Origin of the sequence: Parafrankia sp. EAN1pec (genome assembly GCF_000018005.1) — a bacterium.
GTDB classification, from domain to species: Bacteria; Actinomycetota; Actinomycetes; order Frankiales; family Frankiaceae; genus Parafrankia; species Parafrankia soli.
Genome location: NC_009921.1, coordinates 2,348,901 through 2,368,657 on the forward strand (window position 1 = coordinate 2,348,901; position 19,757 = coordinate 2,368,657).

Below are 19,757 nucleotides of genomic sequence, written 5' to 3' on the forward strand. Positions count from 1 at the left end.
CCGTCCGTCCGTCAGCTCAGCTGCCCGGCACCCGGCGACGGGCGGGCGCTGAGCCGGCCCAGCGCCCGCCCGGCACCGCCCCCGCCGGTTTCAGGCGCGCTGACGGGTCGCCTCGTCGCGGATCTCGCCCACCAGCTCCTCGAGGATGTCCTCCAGCGCCACCAGGCCGAGGATCCGGCCCTCGCCGTCGGAGAGCCGGGCCAGGTGCGATCCCGAGTGCTGCATGGTGGCCAGCGCCGTGCGCAGGCTGTCGTCCGCCCCGACGCGGACCAGCGGCCGGATCCACTTGGCCGCCACCGGGGCCGAACGTCGGTCCTCGCGGTTCTCCAGGACATCCTTGAGGTGCAGGTAGCCGGCGAGGTCACCGTCGTCCCCGCGGACCGGGAACCGGGTGAAGCCCGTGTCGGCCGCGAGCCGCTCGACCTCGCGGGGCGTGATGGACGGCGGCACGGTGACCAGGCTGTCCGGGCGGAGCAGGACGCTGCGCGCGGTGCGCTCGTCGAACGACAGCGCGCCGGTCAGCAGGTCGTGCTCGTCCTCCGCCAGCAGGCCCTCGCGGTGTGATTCCTCGATGAGCCCGGCCACCTCGTCGCGCGTGTAGACGTTGGTCACCTCATCCTTGGGCTCGACCCGAGCCGCCCGCAGGGAGAGGTTCGCGATCCGGTTGAGGATCGAGATCACCGGCTTCACCACCCGGACGACCGCGACCAGCGGCGGGGCCATCAGCAGGACCGCCCGGTCCGGCATGGCCAGCGCGATGTTCTTCGGGACCATCTCACCGATCACCACGTGCAGGTAGGTGACGGCGGCGAGCGCGATCGCGAACGCCACCGGATGGCGCAGCGACAGCGGCAGGCCCACGGCCTCGAACGGCCCCTCCAACAGGTGCGCGATGGCCGGCTCGCTCAGCGCGCCCAGACCGAGCGTGCAGACCGTGATGCCGAGCTGGGCTCCGGCCAGCATCAGCGACACGTTCTCCATCGCCTTCAGGGTCACCTTCGCCGCCCGGGAACCGGCGAGCGCCATCGGCTCGATGGTGTCCCGGCGGGCGGAGATGATCGCGAACTCGGCCCCGACGAAGAAGGCGTTGCCGGCGAGCAGCAGCACGGTTACGGCCAGCGCGAGGACGTCGTTCATCGCTCGGACTCCCTGACCCCGGCTGAGACCGACCGCGTGCGCCCGCGCCGACCCGCGTCGTCAGCGCGGTCCCGGCCGCGGGCCCGTCCAGGCCCGGTGCCCGGCGGCTTCGTGCCCGCCGGCGGTGCTGTGTCCGGCGGTGCTGTGTCCGCTGGCGCTGTGCCCGCCGCTGGCGCTGTGCCCACCGCTGGCGCTGTGCCCGTCGGCGGGGCCGTGTCTGCCTGCGCCGCGCCCGTCGGTGCCGCGTCCGCCGCCGTTGTGCTCGCCGACGCCGTGCCTGCCGGCGCTGTGGTCGCTGGCGCTACGGTCGGTGGATTCTCGTCGGTGGCCTTCGTGTCCGCCGGGGTCGCGGGTGGCGGAGTCGTGGCTGGCGCCTCGCCCGAGGGCTGTTCCGCGATGTCGGCCCGCGCCGGGTTCGTCGCGGCGTCGCCCCGCGGGTCGAGCCGGATGCGGTCGACGCGGCGGCCGTCCATCCGCTCGACCTCGTAGCGGATGCCGTCCAGGACGATCGTGTCGCCGGTGCCGGGGATACGCCCGAGGGTGCGCGACATCAGGCCGCCCAGCGTCTGGTAGGCGTCGTCGGCCGGGATCGGCAGGCCGGTGACCTCACTGGCCTCCTCCGGCCGCAGCAGGCCCGAGACGAGCCAGCTGCCGTCCCGGCGGCGCAGCGCCCGGGGGCTGACCCGGTCGTGCTCGTCGACGACGTCACCGACGATCTCCTCGATGAGGTCCTCCGCCGTCACCAGGCCGTCGACCCCGCCGAACTCGTCGACGACGATCGCCATCTGCAGGCCGCCCGAGCGCAGCGTCTCCAACAGCGGCTCGAGGGGCATCGAGGACGGCACCGTCGCCGCGGGGATCATCACGGTGCGCACCTGTACCGTGTCGCGCCGCTCCTCCGGCACGCTCACCGCGTGCTTGACATGGATCAGGCCGACTACGTCGTCGCTGCCGTCGCCGATGACGGGGAACCGGGCGTGCCCGGTCCGCCGGACGGCGCTGATCACCTCGGCGACGGGGGCGTCCGCGTCGATCGACTGCATGCGCATCCGGGGGGTCATCACGTCCTCGGCGACCCGGTCGCCGAAGGTCAGCGAGCGCTGCATGAGCGTCGCCGTCTCCCGCGGCAGCGTTCCGTGCTCGGCCGACCGGCCGAGCAGCGAGAACAGCTCCTGCGGGGAACGTGCCGACGCCAGTTCCTCCTGGGGTTCGACGTTGACCCGCCGCAGCAGCGCGTTCGCGGTGCTGTTCAGCGAGTGGATCACCGGGCTGGTCACCCGGGTGAACAGCCGTTGCGGACGCTGGACGGCGCGCGCCGTCCCCAGCGGCCTGGCGATGGCCAGGTTCTTGGGGACGAGCTCGCCGTACAACATCGTGAACGCGGTCGCGAGCACGAGTGCCAGGGCCACGGAGAGACCACGTGCCAGGCCCTCGGAGGCACCCAGAGTCGTGACGGGACCTTCAAGTAGGTCCGCGATGGCGGGCTCGGCGAGGAAGCCGATCGCCAGGTTGGTGATGGTGATGCCCAGCTGTGCGCCGGAGAGCTGGGTGGAGAGGCTTCGCAGTGCGGTGAGGACGCCCGCCGAGCGGCTGTCGCCGTCCGCCGCGGAGCGCTCGACCGTGGGCCGGTCCACCGTCACGAAGGCGAACTCGGCCGCGACGAAGATGCCACATACGATGACTAGCGCAAAGCTGAGGAGCAGGAGGAGCGCCTCTGTCACCGATCGACCCCCGCGGGCGCTTCCCTACGCGTGGGTCGGCCGGAACTACATCCGGCGTCGTCGGAGCTTTTCATGATCCCTTCCGTCGGGTAAGGCGGCCGCCGGTCTTCGGTGGCCGCCCTGCGGACCTGCCTACCCCCGTCGAGCTGGTTCAACGCGCGCCGGAAGCGGACCGTTTCACCATGGCCTGTGGGATGTGTGTCGGTCCAGGGGCTACGCCGTGGTACGGCGTCGAACGGGCGGGCGGGCAGTCCGGCGACGGCCGCCGGTCCGCCGCGACCGGGCCCGCCTTCAGGGGCCGCGAAGCCCGGTTCGGACGGTTCCGCCCCGGCGCGGCGCGGCCGGGCCTCCACCGGACGGGTGTGGCGCGGCCTCCGGCGGGGAACATGATCGGCACGCGGCGGCATGCCGGTGCGGAGCCCACAGATCGGGGGATCCGGGAGGGCGTCATGCGTCTTTCTTCATCCACCCACGGCCGTTTGGCGATGTGCCGGGCGGGGATCACCCATCGACGGCTCCGGGCGGTTCTCCCGGCCCGGCCCACCGGATTTCCCGAGGCGACGGAATTTGCCGAGACCGGCGGATTCTCCGAGACCGGCGGATTCTCCGAGACCGGCGGATTCGCCGAGACGGCCGGATTCTCCGCGGTGTCGGAATACGGGCCGGAAAAGAAATTCTCCGTGTCGGACAGGCCTGTCCGCGCCGCGATGTCGTCGAGACTGGTCGAATGTTGTCGGGTCCCTTCCGGGTGCGCGGTCACCGGTGTGCTCGTCACCGGGCTCGCGGTCGGCCTCGCCGTCGGGCTCGGCGCTCCTGCCGCGGCGCTGGCCGTGGCAGCGGCCCGCCCGGTCGAAGCCGTGCCGGCCGACACCGGGCCCGCCGATGCCGGGCCGATCGAGGCCTGCTCACCGGGGGATCTGCTCGCGGAGCTGACCGGCGCGCAGGGCGGCGCGGGCCAGGTGCACGCGGACCTCGTGCTGTCCAACCAGGGCAACGGGGCGTGCGCCCTCGCCGGGTATCCAGCGGTCTTCCAGGTGGATGCGGCCGGCGCCGCCGTGGGGGCGCCGGCGGTGGCCGACGGGCCGCGTGGCCCGTCAGTGATCCTTTGGTCAGGGCAGCGGGCCGCCGCGGGCCTCAGCGGGACCAACGCGGGTCTCGTGGCGGGCCGGTCGGCCGGGGCGGAGGCCGCCGGCATGTCGGTCATCCCGCCTGGCGGGGACGGTGTGCTCAAGGTCGCCGGGTTCACCGAGGCCGGCGGGTTCTCCGCGGGGGAGTGGGCCGCACTGCGCGTCACAGCGCTCCGGCCGTTCCCCGGCGACCCGTTCCCCGGAGACCCGATCCCCGACCACACGCTCACCGGGGCTCACCCGTCCACCTGACGTCGTGCCCGGCCACCGGTCCGGCCTGCGATCGGGTGCGCGCGGGTGCGGCGACGGCGACGTCCGCGGGGTCACCACTCTGCTCGTGGTGACCCCGCGGACCTCCCACCGCCCTGGGTCGAACGTCCGCGGAGCCGCGGGCGGCCTCGCGCCGCCCGGACTCCCGGAATCACCGCGGGGTCAGGCCGAAGGTGTAGAAGATGGACAGCGGCCAGGCGAGCGTCGCCACCGCCGCGGTGAAGAAATGACGCAGCGTCGCGCCGTCCCAGTCGGTTACGTCCCAGTAGTCCTGGCTGATGGTGATGATGAGGCCGATGGCCAGATAGACGAGAAATCCGAGACTCACGCTGCTGTAGGCACGGGTGCGGACCCGGGTTGCCATCGGGGGCTCCTTCTTCGGTGGGGCTGGTTTCCCGTTGCGCTGGCGAATACCCGGTCGCGTCCGCTCTAATCCTCATGTCCCGGTTGACGTCACCTGGGGCTGTTCCGTCGCGCATTCGCGTGATGGGCGGTTCCGGGTGAGCCGGGTCGCACGTCCGGCCTGTGCGTTCAGGTGTAGGCGTCGAGCGCCAGGGAGACGGCGAGTCCGGTCGCGGCCGCGGCGACGATCCAGCGCATCAGCGGCGCCGGCAGGACCCGGACGATCCGGGGCCCGATCGCCCCGCCGGCCAGCAGCCCGGCGGCCAGCGGCACGGCGGCTCCCCACACGACCGATCCGAGCGCGGCGAAGAGGACGGCGGCCACCGCGTTCGAGAAGCCTGACGCGACGTTCTTCACAGCGTTGACCCGGGCGAGCGACTCCGGGATCGCGATCGCCATGATCGCCAGCAGTGCGACGCCCGCGCCCGCGCCGAAGTAACCGGTGTAGACCGCGACACCGAACACGGCGAGCAGCATTGCCGGGCGCTCGCCCCGGGCCGGGCCGCCGGCACCGCCATCCACGCTGGCACCCTCGGCCGTGCCGGCACCGCCGCCGGCCGCGCTCACAATGCGCGGCGAGAGCAGGAGGAGCACGGCCGCGCCGAGGATCAGCCAGGGCACGACGAGCTCGAAGGCCCGCGCGGGGGTGGTCAGCAGCAGGATCGCCCCGGCAGCCCCGCCGGCCAACGTCGCCGCGCCGTAGCGGGCGACCCGCCGCGCCTGCCCGGCGAGCTCGGGACGTGAACCCGCGGCCGCGCCCAGCGCGACGCAGATGAGCGCGGCCGAGTTCGTCATGTTCGCGGCCTGCGGCTCGAGGCCCACCGCGAGCAGCGCCGGATAGGAGACGAGCGACGCCAGGCCCGCCACCGTGCTGGTGATCCCGGCGAGGACACCGGCCCCGAGCAGCAGCGCGACGTCGGCCCCGGTCAGCGCGGCACCGCACCCACGGTCTGCAGCGCGATGTCGACGTAGCGGGTGGCGATCTGCGCGGGGGACAGCTCGCCGGCAGGGTTGTACCAGCCGGCGATGGCCTGGCACATCCCCAGCAGCGCGCGGGCGGTGTCCCGGGGGCTGTCGACCGTCATCTGACCGGTCGCCTTCCCGTCCGCGAGGATCTCGACGAGCAGGCTCTCGAGCTTCTTGCGCAGCGTCGCGTACCGGCGGCGGTTCACCGGCTCCAGGTAGCGCAGCTCGGTGTCCAGGTAGGCGAGGGTGAACCGGTTCGACATGAACAGGACGACGGCCTCGATGAGCCGCGCGAACCTGGGCACCGGGCCGTCGTCGGCCTCGGCGACGGCCGCGCCGGCCCGCTCGTTGACCTCGGTGACGGTGATCTCGAGGAGCGCGACGAGGATGCCCTGCTTGTTCGCGTAGTGGTAGTACAGCGCGGGGACGGTCACCCCGGCGCGGCGGGCGATGTCGCGCACGGTGGTCCCGTGGTAGCCGTGCTCGTAGAAGGCGGCCAGCGCGCCGGCGAGGATGGGGTGCAGGTCCGGCGGGTCGTAACTGCGCCAGTCCACCGGCGATCCGCCGGCATGTTCGCGCCCCGGCGGGACCGGCTTGCGGGTACTTCCGCGGGCCGGCGCGGCCAGCACGGCCTCGGGACGCGCCCCCGCCCCCCGGCTGCGTCCGGCCCGGCCCGGTTCAGCCCGGTTCAGCCCGCTGACGGTGGCTTCGCCCATTCGTCCATGATCGCTGCCGGGTCGCCGACGACCGCGCGGCCCGGTAGCGCGGTGGTGCTGCGCGAGAAGCGCGGCGCGGGTGCCGCCTGGGCCATCCCGTCGGTGTGCACGACGGCGCCGCGGTCGGCCATGTGCGGGTGGTCCTGCACCTCGGCGAAGCTCAGCACCGGCGTGACGCAGGCGTCGGTGTCCGCGAAGATCTCCGTCCACTCGTCGCGGGTGCGGGCGGCGAAGGCCTTGGTGAAGGCGTCCCGCAGCACCGGCCACCCAGTCGGGTCGAACTGGTCGGGCAGGCCCGCGTCAGCGAGACCGAGCACCTCCAGCAGCCGGGCGTAGAACTGCGGCTCCAGCGGCCCGACGGCCACGAAACGGCCGTCGGCGCAGGTGTAGGTGTCGTAGAACGGCCGGCTGCCGTCGAGCAGGTTCACCCCGCGCTCATCGGACCAGTCCCCGAACCCGTGCCAGTCGCCCATGCCACGCCAGGCCCACATCATCTGCGTCAGGACGTTGGTGCCGTCCACGATCGCCGCGTCGATCACCTGGCCCTCGCCGGACCGCTCGCGTTCCAGCAGCGCGGAGAGGATCCCCACCAACAGGAACATCGAGCCGCCGCCGTAGTCCCCGACGAGGTTCAGCGGCACCGGCGGGCGCTGCCCGGCCTCGCCCATGGCATGCAGCGCACCGGTCAGCGAGATGTAGTTGATGTCGTGACCGGCGCGGTTGGCCAGCGGGCCGGTCTGCCCCCACCCGGTCATCCGCGCGTAGACCAGGCGGGGGTTGCGGGCCTGGCAGTCCGCCGGGCCGAGGCCGAGCCGCTCGGTCACGCCCGGCCGGTAGCCCTCGATGAGCACGTCGGCCCGCTCGACCAGGCCCAGCACCTGCTCCCGTCCGTCGGCGGAGCGCAGGTCCACCCGGACGATGCGCCGGCCGCGCAGTTGGAGGTCGTCGGGCCCGTCGCCCAGCTCGGGACGTTGGATCCGCACGACGTCCGCGCCGAGGTCGGCGAGGATCATCGCGCCGTGCGGGCCGGGGCCGATGCCGGCGAGCTCGACGACCCGCAATCCGCTCAGCGGACCGGTCACGCTTCCTCCAGAGATGCCTGCTGCGGGACGGCCGACGCCGACGCCAGCGTTGTCAGAGGCGTTCGATGATGGTGGCGTTGGCCATGCCGCCACCTTCACACATGGTCTGCAGGCCGTAGCGCCCGCCGGTGGCCTCCAGGTAGTTGACCATCGTCGCCATCAGACGGACGCCCGAGCCGCCCAGCGGATGGCCCAGCGCGATCGCACCACCGCGTGGGTTGAGCCTGGCCGGGTCGGCGTCGAACTCCTTCGCCCAGAACAGCGGGACGGACGCGAACGCCTCGTTGACCTCGTAGGCGTCGATGTCGTCGATCCGCAGGCCGGACCGGGCGAGGATCTTGCGGGTGGCCGGGGCCGGGCCGGTCAGCATGATCAGCGGCTCGCTACCGGCGAGGGCGAAGGCGTGGAAGCGGGCCCGCGGGCGCAGCCCGAGCTCGACGGCCTTCGACTCGCTCATGATCAGAGCGGCGGACGCGCCGTCGGTCAGCGGGGAGGAGTTGCCCGGGGTGATGTGCCAGCCGATCTCCGGGAACCGCTGCGCGAACTGCTCGGTGTAGAAGGACGGCTTGAGGGCCGCGAGACCCTCGGCCGTGGTGGTCGGCCGGACGGTCTGGTCGACGGTGTGCGTGAACGTGCTGCCGTCCGGCGCGAGCGCCTCGACGGGGACGATCTCGTTGTCGAAGCCGCCGGCCTCGGCCGTCGCCGCGGCCCGCTGGTGCGACAGCGCGGAGAACTCGTCGAGCTCCTCGCGGGTCAGCTTCCAGCGGGCGGCGATCAGCTCGGCGCCGATGCCCTGGTTGGCCAGGCCCTCGGGGTAGCGGGCGATCATGCCCGGCCCGCGTGGGTCCTTCCCCGCCGCCGCGAAGCGCATCGGGACCCGGCTCATCGACTCGACGCCACAGGCCACCACGACGTCGTAGGCACCGGCCATCACGCCCTGCGCGGCGAAGTGCAGCGCCTGCTGGCTGGAGCCGCACTGCCGGTCGACGGTGGTCGCCGGCACCGACTCGGGGTAGCCGGCGGAGAGCACCGCACTGCGGCCGATGTTCGCCGACTGCTCACCGGCCTGGCCGACGCACCCGGCGATGACGTCGTCAATGAGCGCCGGGTCGAAGTCGTTCCGGCTGGTCAGCGCCTTCAGCGTCGTGGCGAGAAGCTCCACGGGGTGGGTCTCGGACAGCGCGCCGCCCGGCTTGCCCCGCCCTGAGGGGGTGCGCACGACGTCGACGATGACTGCGTTCTCCATGGGACTCCCTCGCCGGCCGCCGGCACGACGCTTCTCTAGCGCTCGCTCAGTGGGACTTCTCGGACGTTACGAGCGCCCCGTCTCCAGGGTCAAGGAGTACGCCGGCGGGCCGCCGACCACGTGGGGTGCGCGGCGTCGTCACCGCTCACGTGCCGGACTGCTCGCGGACCGGAGTGTCGTTGCCCCGGCGCAGCACCCGCAGGCCGCGGCCGTCGGGCCGCCAGGTCTCGATGACCATCTCCTGGCCGTCCATCCAGATGCGGACGATCTCGGTGATCCGTACGCGGAACAGGTCGAACGGGGTCGGCGGATCAACCTCCTCGACGAAGCGCCGGCGCGTGTCCGGATCGTCCACCCACTCGGCCCGGCCGGCGATCCGGACGTCCCCGCCGTGCATGTCGGTTCCGGGGCCGGGGTTCGCGTGCAGCGCGAACCGCTGGTCGCGGAGCAGGTCGTCCGACTTGCGCGCGCCCGGCATCCCGCCCAGCCACAGCTCGCCCATGCGGAACTCGGCCTCGAGCCCGCTGACCCGGGGCGAGCCGTCGGCCCGCAGTGTCGCCAGCACGTGATGACGGAAGGTTCCGAACCGATCACGTACCGTCCGGGTGAACTCGGGCTCGGTGGCCTCCACCTCGCCCCAGCTCACGCCCGCCGCGTCCGTTCCCGGGCCGGCCGGCCGCTCCGTCGTCGTGCTCGTGCTCGTGCTCGTGCTCGGCTTCGTGGTTGTGCTCGTGTCCGTCGTCATAGGCCCATCGTCGCCGCGGACCCTGACATCTTCTGTCCGGGTCCGCGGTTACCTTCGGTCAATGCGCTCCAGCCGGCTGATGGCTCTGCTGCTCCATCTGCAGGCGCACGGCCGGGCCACGGCGGGGGAGCTCGCCGCCCAGTTCGAGGTGTCCGTCCGCACCGTGCGCCGGGACGTGGCCGCGCTCGCCGAAGCGGGTGTCCCACTGTGGTCTGAGCCCGGCCCGCACGGCGGGATCCGTCTCGTCGAGGGCTGGCGGACGAACCTGGACGGGCTGACCGGCGACGAGGCGTCCGCGCTGCTCATCGCCGGGGCGGGCGGGGACGTGCTCGGCGGCCTCGGCCTCGAGACGGTCGCCGCGGCCGCGCAGACCAAGATCCTCGCGACGCTGCCGCCGGAGCTGCGGGCACGGGCGGGCCGGGTCCGGGAACGCTTCCACCTCGACGCGCCGGGCTGGTTCGGCTCCGAGGAGCCCGTGCCGCACCTCGCGGTCGTCGCGGGCGCGGTCTGGTCCGGGCAGCGGATCACCGTCTGTTACGGGCGGCCCGACCGGACGGTGGAGCGTTCTCTCGAGCCGCTGGGCCTCGTTCTCAAGGCCGGTGTCTGGTATCTCGTGGCCCGCGGCGGGTCCGCCGTCCGCAGCTACCGGATCGGCCGGATCGTCGAGGCGGCGGTCCGGAGCGGGCCGGAGGGCCGCTTCACCCGGCCCGCCGACTTCCACCTGGCGCGGTGGTGGGCGTCGTCGAACGAGGACTTCGCGCGCTCGCTGCTGCGCTGGCCGGCGCGGCTGTGGCTGTCCCCGCGAGGCCTGCGGAGCCTGCCCGGAGTGCTCGGCCCGCTGGCCGGCCAGCGGGCGCTGGCCACGGCCGGCGAGCCCGACGCGGATGGCTGGCGGGAGGTGGAGGTCTGGTTCGAGGGCCCCGATGTCGCCGAGAGCCAGCTCTGGGCATTCGGCCCGCACGTGCGGGTGCTCGCCCCCGACTCCCTGCGCGAGGCCCTCGCGCGGACGGCACAGCAGGCGGCGGCGAACAACGGCGCTCCGAAGTCCGGCTGAGCTGCCCGCCACACCGGCCCCGCGCCGCGCGCCCGCTCCGCACGCCCGCGCTGCCCGGTCCCGCTCCGTGCCTGGCCCGCCAGTCCTGTCGCCCGGCCGCGCCGATGTCGAACGTGTGTTCTAATGGCGGGGTGCGGTGGGAGAACCTGAGCCTCGTCGAGTCCGCGGACACCCCGGTGCGCGGGCTGCTCGACCGCGCCGCGGTGACCCGGACGTTCGACACCCCGGGCTTCGCCGGAATGACCTTCTACGAGATCCACGCGCGGTCCGCGCTCAATCGCGTCCCGGCGGTATCGCGCGTCCCGTTCCGGTGGACGCTGAACCCCTACCGGGGCTGCTCACACGCCTGCCGATACTGCTTCGCCCGCAACACCCACTCCTACCTCGACCTCGACACCGGTCTCGACTTCGATTCCAGGATCGTCGTCAAGGTCAACGTGGCCGAGCGGCTACGGGCCGAGCTGGCCGCGCCGAAGTGGCGCGGCGAGTCCGTGGCGATGGGTGCGAACGTCGACCCTTATCAGCGGGTGGAAGGGCGCTACCAGCTCATGCGGGGCGTGCTCGGCGTCCTGCGCGACGCGGCGAACCCGTTCTCGATCCTCACCAAGGGCACCCTGATCCTGCGTGACCTCGACCTGCTGGCCGAGGCCGCCGCCGTCACCGAGGTCCGCGTGGCGGTCTCGGTCGGTTTCGTCGACGACGACCTGTGGCGCACGGTCGAGCCGGGAGCCCCCCGCCCGGAACGCCGGCTGGAGGTCTGTGCGGCGCTCGGCGCCGCCGGCATCGAGTGCGGGGTGCTGATGGCGCCCGTACTCCCCGGCCTGAGTGATTCGCCGGCGGCGCTGGAGCGCGCGGTGCGCCGCATCGCCGAGGCGGGTGCGGCCAACGTGACCCCGATCGTGCTGCACCTGCGGCCCGGGGCGCGGGAGTGGTACCTCGGCTGGCTCGGGGAGCATCACTCCGACCTCCTCCCTCTGTACCGATCCCTCTACGGCGGGGGCTCCTACGCGCCGCGGGCCTACAGCGAGCGGATCTCCGCCTTGGTCCGGGACCTGGCCCGCCGGTACGGCATCGCCGGTGCCGCCGCGCCGGCCGCCTCACCGGCCTCCTCTCGGTGGGCGCCGGCGGAGGCGCGTGGGGTGAGTGGGGTGCGGGGTGGGCGTGCGGCGGTCATCCACCGTGGTCCGACACGTGCCGTTACGGCGGTGTCCGCGGCGGTGGCCGGCCGGGCGCCGCTGGAGGAGCAGCTCCTCCTGCCCGGCTTCGGTTCCTGACCGGGCCGCTCGTTCCCCACCACGCGGGCTCGGGCCGCCCGCGTTCCACGCCGCGTGATTCTTCTGTCGAACTGCGGGTGCGGCACGTAATGCGGTGTCGGGCCTTACCCGCGCCGAATCCTGGCTTATGACTGATCGTCCTGCGCAACCGGTGGGGAATCACCTCTTGTGGGCAGGGATCGGCAGGAAACCCGGCCGGTGAGTGCCGAGAACCGACGTCCGAAGGTTCGGCGCTGGGGGTCGGCGGCAGCTGCCGGGCGGCTGGCACCAGCGTCGCCAGCACCTGCGAGGGTCACGCGGGACGGGCGACCGTGTCGGTCGTGACCTGGCGCGGGATCGTGACAAGTCGGCCCGGGGATCGCTCGTCCTCCCTGCGCCAGTAGCCGCCGTCCGAGCGCAAGCCGGCCTCGCCGGGAGCCAGGCATCGCCCGCTGTCTCGGTGCGCGTCGAAGCCGGCGTACCCGACGAAGGTCTCGTGGCAGGTCGGGCAGTGCGCCGCGGTCAGCGCCGTCCAACGCACATCGCAGCGACCGCATCCGATGAGCGTCGGACGGTCATAGTCGATGTCGCGGCCGGCCAAGAGCCACCCCCCCTCGTGTTTGCGGACGAATCCGCACTTCGCGCGGCCCGTCGCCGTCGAGCCGATTCTTTACGCTTGCCCAGTACTCCGGGCCGCATATGCGGGATCGACCGTAACGATTTCGTCGGCCGGGCAACCACGCGGGGGGCTACCAGCGGGCGAGTCTGCCAAGAATGTTACCCTTCGTATCCGCATGAATCCAAATAGTGTGTGGTGTCGAGAGGGTCGCCGCGGGCCCGCCGCCGCGGCCGCGGCGCGCGTCGTGGGGGTCAGCGGGCGCGCAGCACGTCGAGGGGCGAGAGCCCCCCGGGCGTCGGCGGTCGGACAGGATGCCACCCGGGTTCGGAGTACCGCTCGCCGCGTCGCCAGTGGACGAGCGCGGTGCGGTCGAGCGGGTCCAGGTCGATCTGGAGCTCGCTCAGCGGCCGCCAGCAGGTCTGGATCGCCTCCGGCGCGCCCTCGCCGGACTCGCCCGCCGGCGCGGCCCCGGCCGCGCCCGGGCCGACGGCATCGTCCCAGCAGTGCGCGGTGAAGTACAGGGACACCCGCTCCTCGCCGGCGAGCCGGTGGTGCGTGGCATGGGCGAGGGTCAGCTCCGCCTCGTCGGCCCGGAGGCCGGCGACCTCCGCGGCCAGGCGCACGGCCGTCTCCCGTGCGGGTTCGCCCAGTCGTAGCGGCGCGCCGGGCAGGCGCCACACCAGCGCCGGCGGCTCCGGCCGGCGTGCGCCCGCCGACGGCCGCGGCTGCCGGGGCGTGGTGTCACGGGCCGTCGTCGCGTCACACGCGGTCCTGGCGTCACACGCGGTCCTGGTGTCACGGGCGGTTCTGGTGTCACGGGTGGTGAGGAGCACCGCGTCGTCCATGACGATGATCAGGTGTAGGTCGACCGGGAGGCAGAGAGAACGCGACGGATACAAGGCCAACTACCGGCGCGCACCGTGCCGGCCCCGCAAGTGGCGTACATGTCGGGCCCTCGCTGCCGGTCGTCCTTCAGCCGTGGCGGCTGCCCCGTGAACGGCGGCCTGCCCGCGGCGAACGACGGGCTGATCAAGGGTCAACACTGCCTCCACAGACGATCTCGCTCGGTTGCCAGCACTTCAGGCTGAGAACAGATCATCGAGGTCTGAACGTGCAGTTGCAAGACCGTGGATGCAAAAACCGATGCAAGGGGCCACTGCACGTGCGTCCGGGCACCTTCGTCCGGGCTGATCAGGCTGTCTCGGGAGCCGGTCAACTCCGGCCGCGATACATCCGCATCGTCAGGGGGCCGAACACGATGAGCAGAAGCGCGCACGACAGCGCGACCCATCCGAGCTGCTCAGCCGTGGCGACGCCGTGCATCAGCCCGCGGGAGGCGTTCGTCGTGTGGGTGATCGGGTTGACGTCGACGAAGGCCTGGAGCCACCCGGGCAGCGTCTCCTGCCGCACGAAGATGTTGCTGACGAAGGTCAGTGGAAAAAGAATCATCATGCTCACGCCCATCACCGAGTTCGGGGTGCGCAGCACCATCGCCAGCACCGTCCACACCCAGGTGAGGCTGAACGAGAAGGCGATGACGACGGCCACCGCGGCCAGGACGCCGAGCGCGCCCCCCTCCGGCCGGAAACCGATCGCCAGCCCCAGCGCGAGGATGAGGACGGCGGCGATCGAATAGCGGAACACGTCGCCCAGCAGCGCTCCGACGAGTGCGGACGGCTGCCAGATCGGCAGTGACCGCAACCGGTCGAAGACACCCTTGGTGATGTCGGTGTTGACGGTCACCCCGGTGTAAACCGTGATCATCACGATCGCCTGGACGAGGATTCCGGGCAGCAGGAACTGTACGTACTCCTGCGTCGACCCGGCGAGCGCGCCGCCGAACAGATAGGTGAACATCAGGGTCAACATGATCGGGAAGACGGTCACGTCGAAGAGCTGCTCGGGCACATGTCTGATCTTCAGCAGGGCCCGCCAGTCGAAGGTGAGCGAGGCCGCCAGCGGGGTGGGCCGCGCCGGGCGGGCACCGGTCGCGAGCACCGCGCGCAGATCCGGCGGCACGGCCGCCCCGGCCGCCGGCGGCCTTGTGTCCGCACCGGAGCCCGTGCCCGTGGCGCCTGTTCCGGCGGTGCCTGCGCTGGTGGTGGCTGTTCCGGCGGTGCCTGTTCCGGCGGTGCCTGTTCCGGCGGTGGTCGTCTCGGCGGCGGTCATGCGACCCTCGCTCCGTTCGTGTCGGTGGTGGTCTCGGTGGGGGTGGGCGCGCCGTCATCGGCCGGATGGCCGGTGACGGCGAGGAAGACCTCGTCCAGGCTCGGCTGGCCGAGCGCGAACTCGGTCAGCTCGATGCCCGCGCGGTTCAGCCCCGCCAGCGCCTCCGCCACGGGCTCGCCGTCCGAGACCCGGGCGGAGAGCGCCACCTGGTCCGACTCGTACCGGACGGGGACGCCCAGCGCGCCGGTGAGCAGGCGCTCGGCGTCCGCCCGCCGCTCGGGCCGGCGGACGCGCACGTGGAGGGTGCCCGAACCGACCGAGGACTTCAGTTCGCCCGGAGTGCCCTCGGCGATCACTCTTCCGTGGTCGATCACCGCGATCCGGTCGGCGAGCTGGTCGGCCTCGTCCAGGTACTGGGTGGTGAGGATGACGGTCGTGCCACCGGCGACCAGTGCCCGGACGATGTCCCACACCTGGGCACGGCTGCGCGGGTCGAGGCCGGTGGTCGGCTCGTCGAGGAACATCAGGTCGGGGGTGACGACGAGGCTCGCGGCGATGTCCAGCCGGCGGCGCATCCCGCCCGAGTAGGTCTTGGCCATGCGCCGTTGCACGAGAGCGCCGGATAGCGCCGCTCATGCCGCCTCACCTTTCGGTGAGGCACCCCGGGTCTGACCGGCCTTGGCCGTGCCCGGTTCCCGCTTCACAGCCACCCGCCGCCGCGCCGGTGGTGCTGGCGCGTTGGTCTTACGGTCGGCTCCACGGGCTGTTTTAACGTCGCCGATGTACTCGCGGTCGACGAGCCGAGCCAGGTTGACCACCGTGTGGTGGGTCCGGGCGAGTTCGGTGGTGACCTTGTGCAGCCCGTCGCGCCGCTGGTTGGCGGTGTGGGCATGCTGTTTCGCCAGGGCGGCGGCGAGCTTCTGCCTGCCGCTGCTGCCCGGCCGCGACCGGGCGTGGGCGCGGGAGGTCTTGCGGAGCTTCTTCTCGGCCCGCGCGACGCGCTTGGGGTTCGGGACCTTCTCACCGGTCGACAGGACGGCGAGGTGCTTCACGCCCAGGTCGACACCGATCACGCCACCAGCGCTCTGCCGGGCGGACGGCCCGTCGGGGATCTCCCGCTCGACCTCGACGGTGAACGACACGAACCAGCGGCCAGCCGTGCGAGACACAGCCGCACCGAGCAGCCGGGCACGGCCGTCGCCGAGCAGGGCGGTGAGCGCGCCCATCGGCCAACTTGCTGAGCACGGTAGGCGCGACCTCCGACAGTTCGGCTCGGCCGCCGCCGGGGGTGCCGAAAGGCCCCACGCGGTGAGCCTGTGCGGTATCCGTCTCCGTGCTGGTCGTGGCCCGGTCAGCAGCGCGCCCACCTGGGACGGGACGCCTGGGCCCGGTCCGTCCGGCCGTCCCGGAGGCGAGCGATCGGGGCTGGCGGTGCGCTGGTATTCGATAGCGTCTGTAGACCATGGACCCGTGGCCCGAGGGCGTCGGCGGCGATCACCGTCTCGGCGGCGATTCCGGCGCCGCCGCCGGTGCCGCTGGTGCAGGCGGCGGTGCCGGCACCGGCGCCGGAATCGACGAGATCCGGGAGATCCACGAAATTCAGCAGATCCGGGAAATACGCGAGATCCAGGAGATCCTGACGGCTCGGGACGTCGAGGAGACCACCGAGAGCCTCAAGATCATGGACGTCCCGGACGCGTTCGACGAGTTCGGCGCGGAGCGCCCCGGCCGGCTCGAGCTGGACGAGCTGATGGCGCAGCTCGTCGAGCGCGCGCATGAGGTGATGACCACCCAGGGCCGGCTGCGCGGCCTGCTGCGGGCGCACCGCGCGGTCGCCGCCGACCTGAGCCTGGAGGTCGTCCTCCGGCGGATCGCGGAGGCCGCCTGCGAGCTGGTCGACGCCCGCTATGGCGCGCTCGGCGTGATCGCCCGCGACGGCCGGCTCGAACAGTTCATCCACGTCGGGATGGACGCCGATCTGGTCGGCCGGATCGGCCACCTGCCCCGCGGCGAGGGGGTGCTCGGGCTGCTGACCGCCGAGCCCCGGGCCGTCCGCCTCGATGACATCGCCGCGCACGAGCACGCGGTCGGCTTCCCGCCCGGCCACCCGCCGATGCGCACGTTCCTCGGCGTCCCGATCAAGGTCCGCAGCGAGGTCTTCGGGAACCTCTACCTGACCGAGAAGCGCGGCGGGCGCCGTTTCACCGCGCAGGACGAGGAGCTCGTCCTGGCCCTCGCCGCGAGCGCCGGCGTGGCGATCGAGAACGCCCGGCTGTTCGGTGCGGCGCAGCGCCGCCAGCAGTGGCTGCAGGCATCCGCGGACATCATGCGCCACCTGCTGGCGGACGGGCCGGAGCCGCTCACGCTGATCGTCGCGCGGGCCCGCGAGGTCGCCGACGCCGATCTGGCGTGCGTCCTGCTCGCCGACGGAGCGACCGAGGAGCTGCTCGTCGACGCGGCCGACGGCCCGCAGGCCGACCGCCTCCTGGGCGAGTCCGTTCCGATGGCCGGAACCCTCGCCGGCCGGGCGGTCGCGGCCGGGCGGCCCCTGCTGGTCGACGACGCCGCGGCCGAGCCGGGCGTCACCGGCTTCGGTGGCCTCGACATCGGCCCGCTGATGGTCATCCCCCTGGTCGGGGCGCAGGTCGGGACGGGCGCGGTCGTGCTGGCCCGGGGGCCCGCGGGCCGGCCGTTCGCCGACGGCGATCTGGACATGGCGGCGACGTTCGCCGGGCATGTGCAGGTCGCCCTCGGCCTGGCCGCGTCCCGGGCCACCCGTGACCGGCTGCTCGTCCTGGAGGACCGCGACCGGATCGCCCGCGACCTGCACGACCACGTCATGCAGCGGCTCTACGCCGTCGCGCTGGGTCTGCAGGGGATGGCGGCCGCCGAGGAGCGCCCGCAGTCCGCCGGCCGGCTCACCACCTACGTCGACGACCTCGACGCGACCATCCGGGAGATCCGCTCGACGGTCTTCGAGCTGCGCGGGCGGCGCAGCACCGGCGGGCCGGGCGTGCGGGCCCGCCTCGGCGAGATCGTCGAGGAGGTCGCCGAGGCGCTCGGCTTCAGCCCGCGCCTGCGGGTGGACGGCCCGCTCGACACCGCGCTGGAGGGGAACATCGCCGACCATCTCCTCGCCGTCGCGCGGGAGAGCCTGTCGAACGTGGCGCGCCACGCCCGCGCCAGCCGGGTGGAGCTGTCGGTCACCGTCGGCCAGGGCTGGCTGTGCGCCGAGGTCACCGATGACGGGGTCGGGCTGGGCGACACCGGCCGGCGCAGCGGCCTGCGCAACCTGCGCAGCCGCGCCGAGGAGCTCGGCGGGACCTTCGACATCGCCCCCGGCCCGTCCGGCGGCACCCGGCTGCGCTGGGCGGTCCCGCTGCCGTAGCCCGCCGGCCGCCCGAACCGGGCCCCGCGGTGGACGTCCGGCGCCGGACGTCCGGGCTGTCGTCGATGGGTCCGAGGACCATCGCGGGGGGTGCGAAGGACCTCCCAGCCCGTGCCCTCGGAGGGACCAGCAGGGGGGTCGCGCGCGGCACGATGGTTCCGGGCGAGACGGACCATCGACAGGACAGCGGCGATCGGATCCCGGCGGCGGGGGCGGCGGGGGCGGCGGTGTCCGGCGCGCAGGAGGTGCCATGCCGGCTGACCAGAAGACCGCGACGTCCGTCCCGGCTGATCTGTGGTCTCGCCCGACCGGCGAGACGCGGGTCGTCGAGACGGGGAGCGCGGTCCTCTGCCTGCACGGTGATCGTGTCTACAAACGGAAGAAACCCGTTGAGCCGGGGCTCCTCGACCTGCGGAGCCGGGCGGCCCGGCTGGCGGCCTGCCGCGCCGAGGTGGAGCTGAACCGGTGGCTCGCTTCCGACGTGTACCTGGGGGTCGCCGACGTCCTCGGCGACGGCGGCGAGGTGTGCGACCATGCCGTTGTCCTGCGGCGAATGCCCACCGGCCGCCGGCTCTCCGCGCTGGTGCGCCACGCGGACCGCGTCGACGACCAGCTCCGCGCCGTCGCGCGGACGGTCGCCGCGTTCCACGAGCGGTGCGGGACGTCCGAGGTGATCGGCCGTTCCGGCGACGCCGAGGCTGTCGCGGGGCAGTGGAAGGAGACGCTCGGCGGCCTCGAGCCCTTCCAGGGGAAGGTCATCGACGCCGACGTCGTCGACGAGATCGGGCGGCTGGCGCTGCGGTACCTGGCCGGCCGCGGCCCGCTGCTGGCCGAGCGCCGGCGCGCCGGGCGGATCCGCGACGGCCACGGCGACCTGCGGGCCGAGAACATCCACTGCCTCGACGACGGCCCGCGCATCCTGAACCGGGTCGAGTCCGACCCGCGGCTGCGGGCCGGGGACGTCCTCGGCGACGTCGCCGTTCTGGTGATGGACCTGGAGCGGCTCGGCTCGCCCGAGGACGCCGAGCGCCTGATGCGCTGGTACCGCGACTTCTCCGCGCAGGCCCATCCGCCTTCGCTCGAGCACTTCTACATCGCCTACCGGGCCTTCACCGAGGCCCGGGTGACCTGCCTGCGGTACCGGCGGATCCTGGCCGAGGCGGGGGCGGAGGCCGGCCCGGGCCCGGGCGCCGAGGCCGGCGAACGGGCCCGGCGGCTCGCCGACATCGCCTACCGGCACCTGCGCCGGGCCCGGGTACGGCTGGTCCTGGTCGGCGGCCTGCCTGGCACCGGGAAATCGACCCTCGCCCGGCGGCTCGCCGACGCGGACGACGGCCGCCTGCTGCTGCGCTCCGACGCCGTGCGGGCGGAGCTCGCCGCCGACGGCCACGCCGATCCGGACACCCCCGGTAGCGGGCCTGCCATCCCGGACCGGCCCGCCGTGCCCGCGGACCTCGGCGCGTCCTTCATCTGGCCGTTGTCCTCGGAGATCACCGCGCGGACCTACACGGTGCTGCTGTCCCGTGCCCGCCGGGCACTGGAACGCGGCGAGACGGTGATCATCGACGCCTCCTGGTCGGATGGCCGCCACCGCGCGGCGGCCGCGCGGCTGGCGCGCGAGACGGCCGCGGAGTTCCTCGAGCTGCGCTGCGTGACCTCACCGGAGGTCGCGGCCACGCGGCTGACCCGCCGGGACTCCGCCAGCGACCCAGCTGGCGCCACGTCCGCGGTACACCGCGCGATGAGCTCGTGGGCGGAGCCGTGGCCGACCGCCAGGGTGATCCAGACGACCGTGCCGGTCGCCGAGGTGTTCCACGCCGCCGAGCGCTGCATCGCCTGACGGGCGTCCGGCGGCCCGACGG

At 73.3% G+C, this 19,757-nt stretch carries 17 protein-coding genes and 1 pseudogene; 5 read left to right on the forward strand and 13 right to left on the reverse strand.

Going from position 1 to position 19,757, the window contains the following annotated elements:
* Positions 1-90: 90 nt before the first annotated feature.
* Both FRANEAN1_RS09600 and FRANEAN1_RS09605 read right to left on the reverse strand, forming a co-directional pair.
* Positions 91-1,137 carry a hemolysin family protein gene (locus tag FRANEAN1_RS09600; RefSeq protein WP_020459558.1) on the reverse strand — a complete coding sequence of 349 codons (1,047 nt, stop codon included), beginning with the start codon at positions 1,135-1,137 and terminating at the stop codon, positions 91-93.
* On the reverse strand, positions 1,134-2,858 hold the full coding sequence (locus FRANEAN1_RS09605; protein ID WP_020459559.1) for a hemolysin family protein: 1,725 nt from the start codon (positions 2,856-2,858) through the stop codon (positions 1,134-1,136). The genes FRANEAN1_RS09600 and FRANEAN1_RS09605 overlap by 4 nt, the downstream gene beginning before the upstream one ends.
* Before the next feature lie 680 nt (positions 2,859-3,538).
* On the opposite strand from FRANEAN1_RS09605, the gene FRANEAN1_RS36885 reads away from it, so the two are divergent.
* On the forward strand, positions 3,539-4,237 hold the full coding sequence (locus FRANEAN1_RS36885) for a DUF4232 domain-containing protein (RefSeq protein ID WP_347177053.1): 699 nt from the start codon (positions 3,539-3,541) through the stop codon (positions 4,235-4,237).
* A 169-nt stretch (positions 4,238-4,406) separates the two neighbouring features.
* Here the strand turns inward: FRANEAN1_RS36885 and FRANEAN1_RS09615 are convergent, their stop codons facing one another.
* From FRANEAN1_RS09615 to FRANEAN1_RS09640, 6 genes are all read right to left on the reverse strand, one after another.
* Positions 4,407-4,619 (reverse strand): hypothetical protein, encoded by a 213-nt coding sequence (locus FRANEAN1_RS09615; protein WP_020459561.1) that lies wholly within the window; start codon positions 4,617-4,619, stop codon positions 4,407-4,409.
* Between the two features lie 167 nt (positions 4,620-4,786).
* Positions 4,787-5,587 (reverse strand): sulfite exporter TauE/SafE family protein, encoded by an 801-nt coding sequence (locus FRANEAN1_RS09620; RefSeq protein WP_347177211.1) that lies wholly within the window; start codon positions 5,585-5,587, stop codon positions 4,787-4,789.
* Positions 5,584-6,339, reverse strand: a complete 756-nt coding sequence (locus tag FRANEAN1_RS09625) for a TetR/AcrR family transcriptional regulator (protein WP_020459563.1) — start codon at positions 6,337-6,339, stop codon at positions 5,584-5,586. The genes FRANEAN1_RS09620 and FRANEAN1_RS09625 overlap by 4 nt, the downstream gene beginning before the upstream one ends.
* Positions 6,312-7,421: a CaiB/BaiF CoA-transferase family protein gene (locus tag FRANEAN1_RS09630; protein WP_020459564.1), complete on the reverse strand. Its 1,110-nt coding sequence runs from the start codon at positions 7,419-7,421 to the stop codon at positions 6,312-6,314. Before FRANEAN1_RS09630 ends, FRANEAN1_RS09625 begins: the two co-directional genes overlap by 28 nt.
* A 52-nt stretch (positions 7,422-7,473) precedes the next feature.
* Positions 7,474-8,667: a thiolase family protein gene (locus FRANEAN1_RS09635; protein WP_020459565.1), complete on the reverse strand. Its 1,194-nt coding sequence runs from the start codon at positions 8,665-8,667 to the stop codon at positions 7,474-7,476.
* Positions 8,668-8,812: 145 nt separating this feature from the next.
* Positions 8,813-9,412 (reverse strand): pyridoxamine 5'-phosphate oxidase family protein, encoded by a 600-nt coding sequence (locus FRANEAN1_RS09640; RefSeq protein ID WP_157472488.1) that lies wholly within the window; start codon positions 9,410-9,412, stop codon positions 8,813-8,815.
* Between the two features lie 79 nt (positions 9,413-9,491).
* On the opposite strand from FRANEAN1_RS09640, the gene FRANEAN1_RS09645 reads away from it, so the two are divergent.
* Together FRANEAN1_RS09645 and FRANEAN1_RS09650 are read left to right on the forward strand one after the other, a co-directional pair.
* Positions 9,492-10,466, forward strand: coding sequence for a YafY family protein (locus FRANEAN1_RS09645; protein WP_157472491.1), 975 nt, complete (start codon positions 9,492-9,494; stop codon positions 10,464-10,466).
* A gap of 146 nt (positions 10,467-10,612) precedes the next feature.
* Positions 10,613-11,740: an Rv2578c family radical SAM protein gene (locus FRANEAN1_RS09650; RefSeq protein ID WP_347177212.1), complete on the forward strand. Its 1,128-nt coding sequence runs from the start codon at positions 10,613-10,615 to the stop codon at positions 11,738-11,740.
* A 292-nt stretch (positions 11,741-12,032) separates the two neighbouring features.
* On the opposite strand, the gene FRANEAN1_RS09655 is transcribed toward FRANEAN1_RS09650, so the two are convergent.
* From FRANEAN1_RS09655 to FRANEAN1_RS43145, 5 genes and pseudogenes are all read right to left on the reverse strand, one after another.
* Positions 12,033-12,320 (reverse strand): hypothetical protein, encoded by a 288-nt coding sequence (locus FRANEAN1_RS09655; RefSeq protein WP_018503211.1) that lies wholly within the window; start codon positions 12,318-12,320, stop codon positions 12,033-12,035.
* Between the two features lie 269 nt (positions 12,321-12,589).
* Positions 12,590-13,183, reverse strand: coding sequence for an NUDIX hydrolase (locus tag FRANEAN1_RS09660; RefSeq protein ID WP_049795923.1), 594 nt, complete (start codon positions 13,181-13,183; stop codon positions 12,590-12,592).
* Between the two features lie 367 nt (positions 13,184-13,550).
* A complete protein-coding gene (locus tag FRANEAN1_RS09665; protein ID WP_020459570.1) occupies positions 13,551-14,507 on the reverse strand; it encodes an ABC transporter permease in 957 nt (318 codons plus the stop codon).
* Positions 14,504-15,100 (reverse strand): annotated as a pseudogene (locus tag FRANEAN1_RS09670) (AAA family ATPase); the annotation flags it as partial. The pseudogene FRANEAN1_RS09670 and the gene FRANEAN1_RS09665, both read right to left, overlap by 4 nt.
* Positions 15,101-15,139: 39 nt before the next feature.
* On the reverse strand, positions 15,140-15,733 hold the full coding sequence (locus tag FRANEAN1_RS43145) for a transposase (RefSeq protein ID WP_020459572.1): 594 nt from the start codon (positions 15,731-15,733) through the stop codon (positions 15,140-15,142).
* A gap of 236 nt (positions 15,734-15,969) precedes the next feature.
* Here FRANEAN1_RS43145 and FRANEAN1_RS09680 point away from each other — a divergent pair, with 236 nt between their 5' ends.
* Together FRANEAN1_RS09680 and FRANEAN1_RS09685 are read left to right on the forward strand one after the other, a co-directional pair.
* Positions 15,970-17,895, forward strand: a complete 1,926-nt coding sequence (locus FRANEAN1_RS09680; protein ID WP_041253918.1) for a GAF domain-containing protein — start codon at positions 15,970-15,972, stop codon at positions 17,893-17,895.
* A 250-nt stretch (positions 17,896-18,145) separates the two neighbouring features.
* The gene (locus FRANEAN1_RS09685; protein ID WP_020459574.1) at positions 18,146-19,735 is read left to right on the forward strand and encodes an AAA family ATPase; all 1,590 of its coding nucleotides are present in this window, start codon (positions 18,146-18,148) and stop codon (positions 19,733-19,735) included.
* Positions 19,736-19,757: the final 22 nt, after the last annotated feature.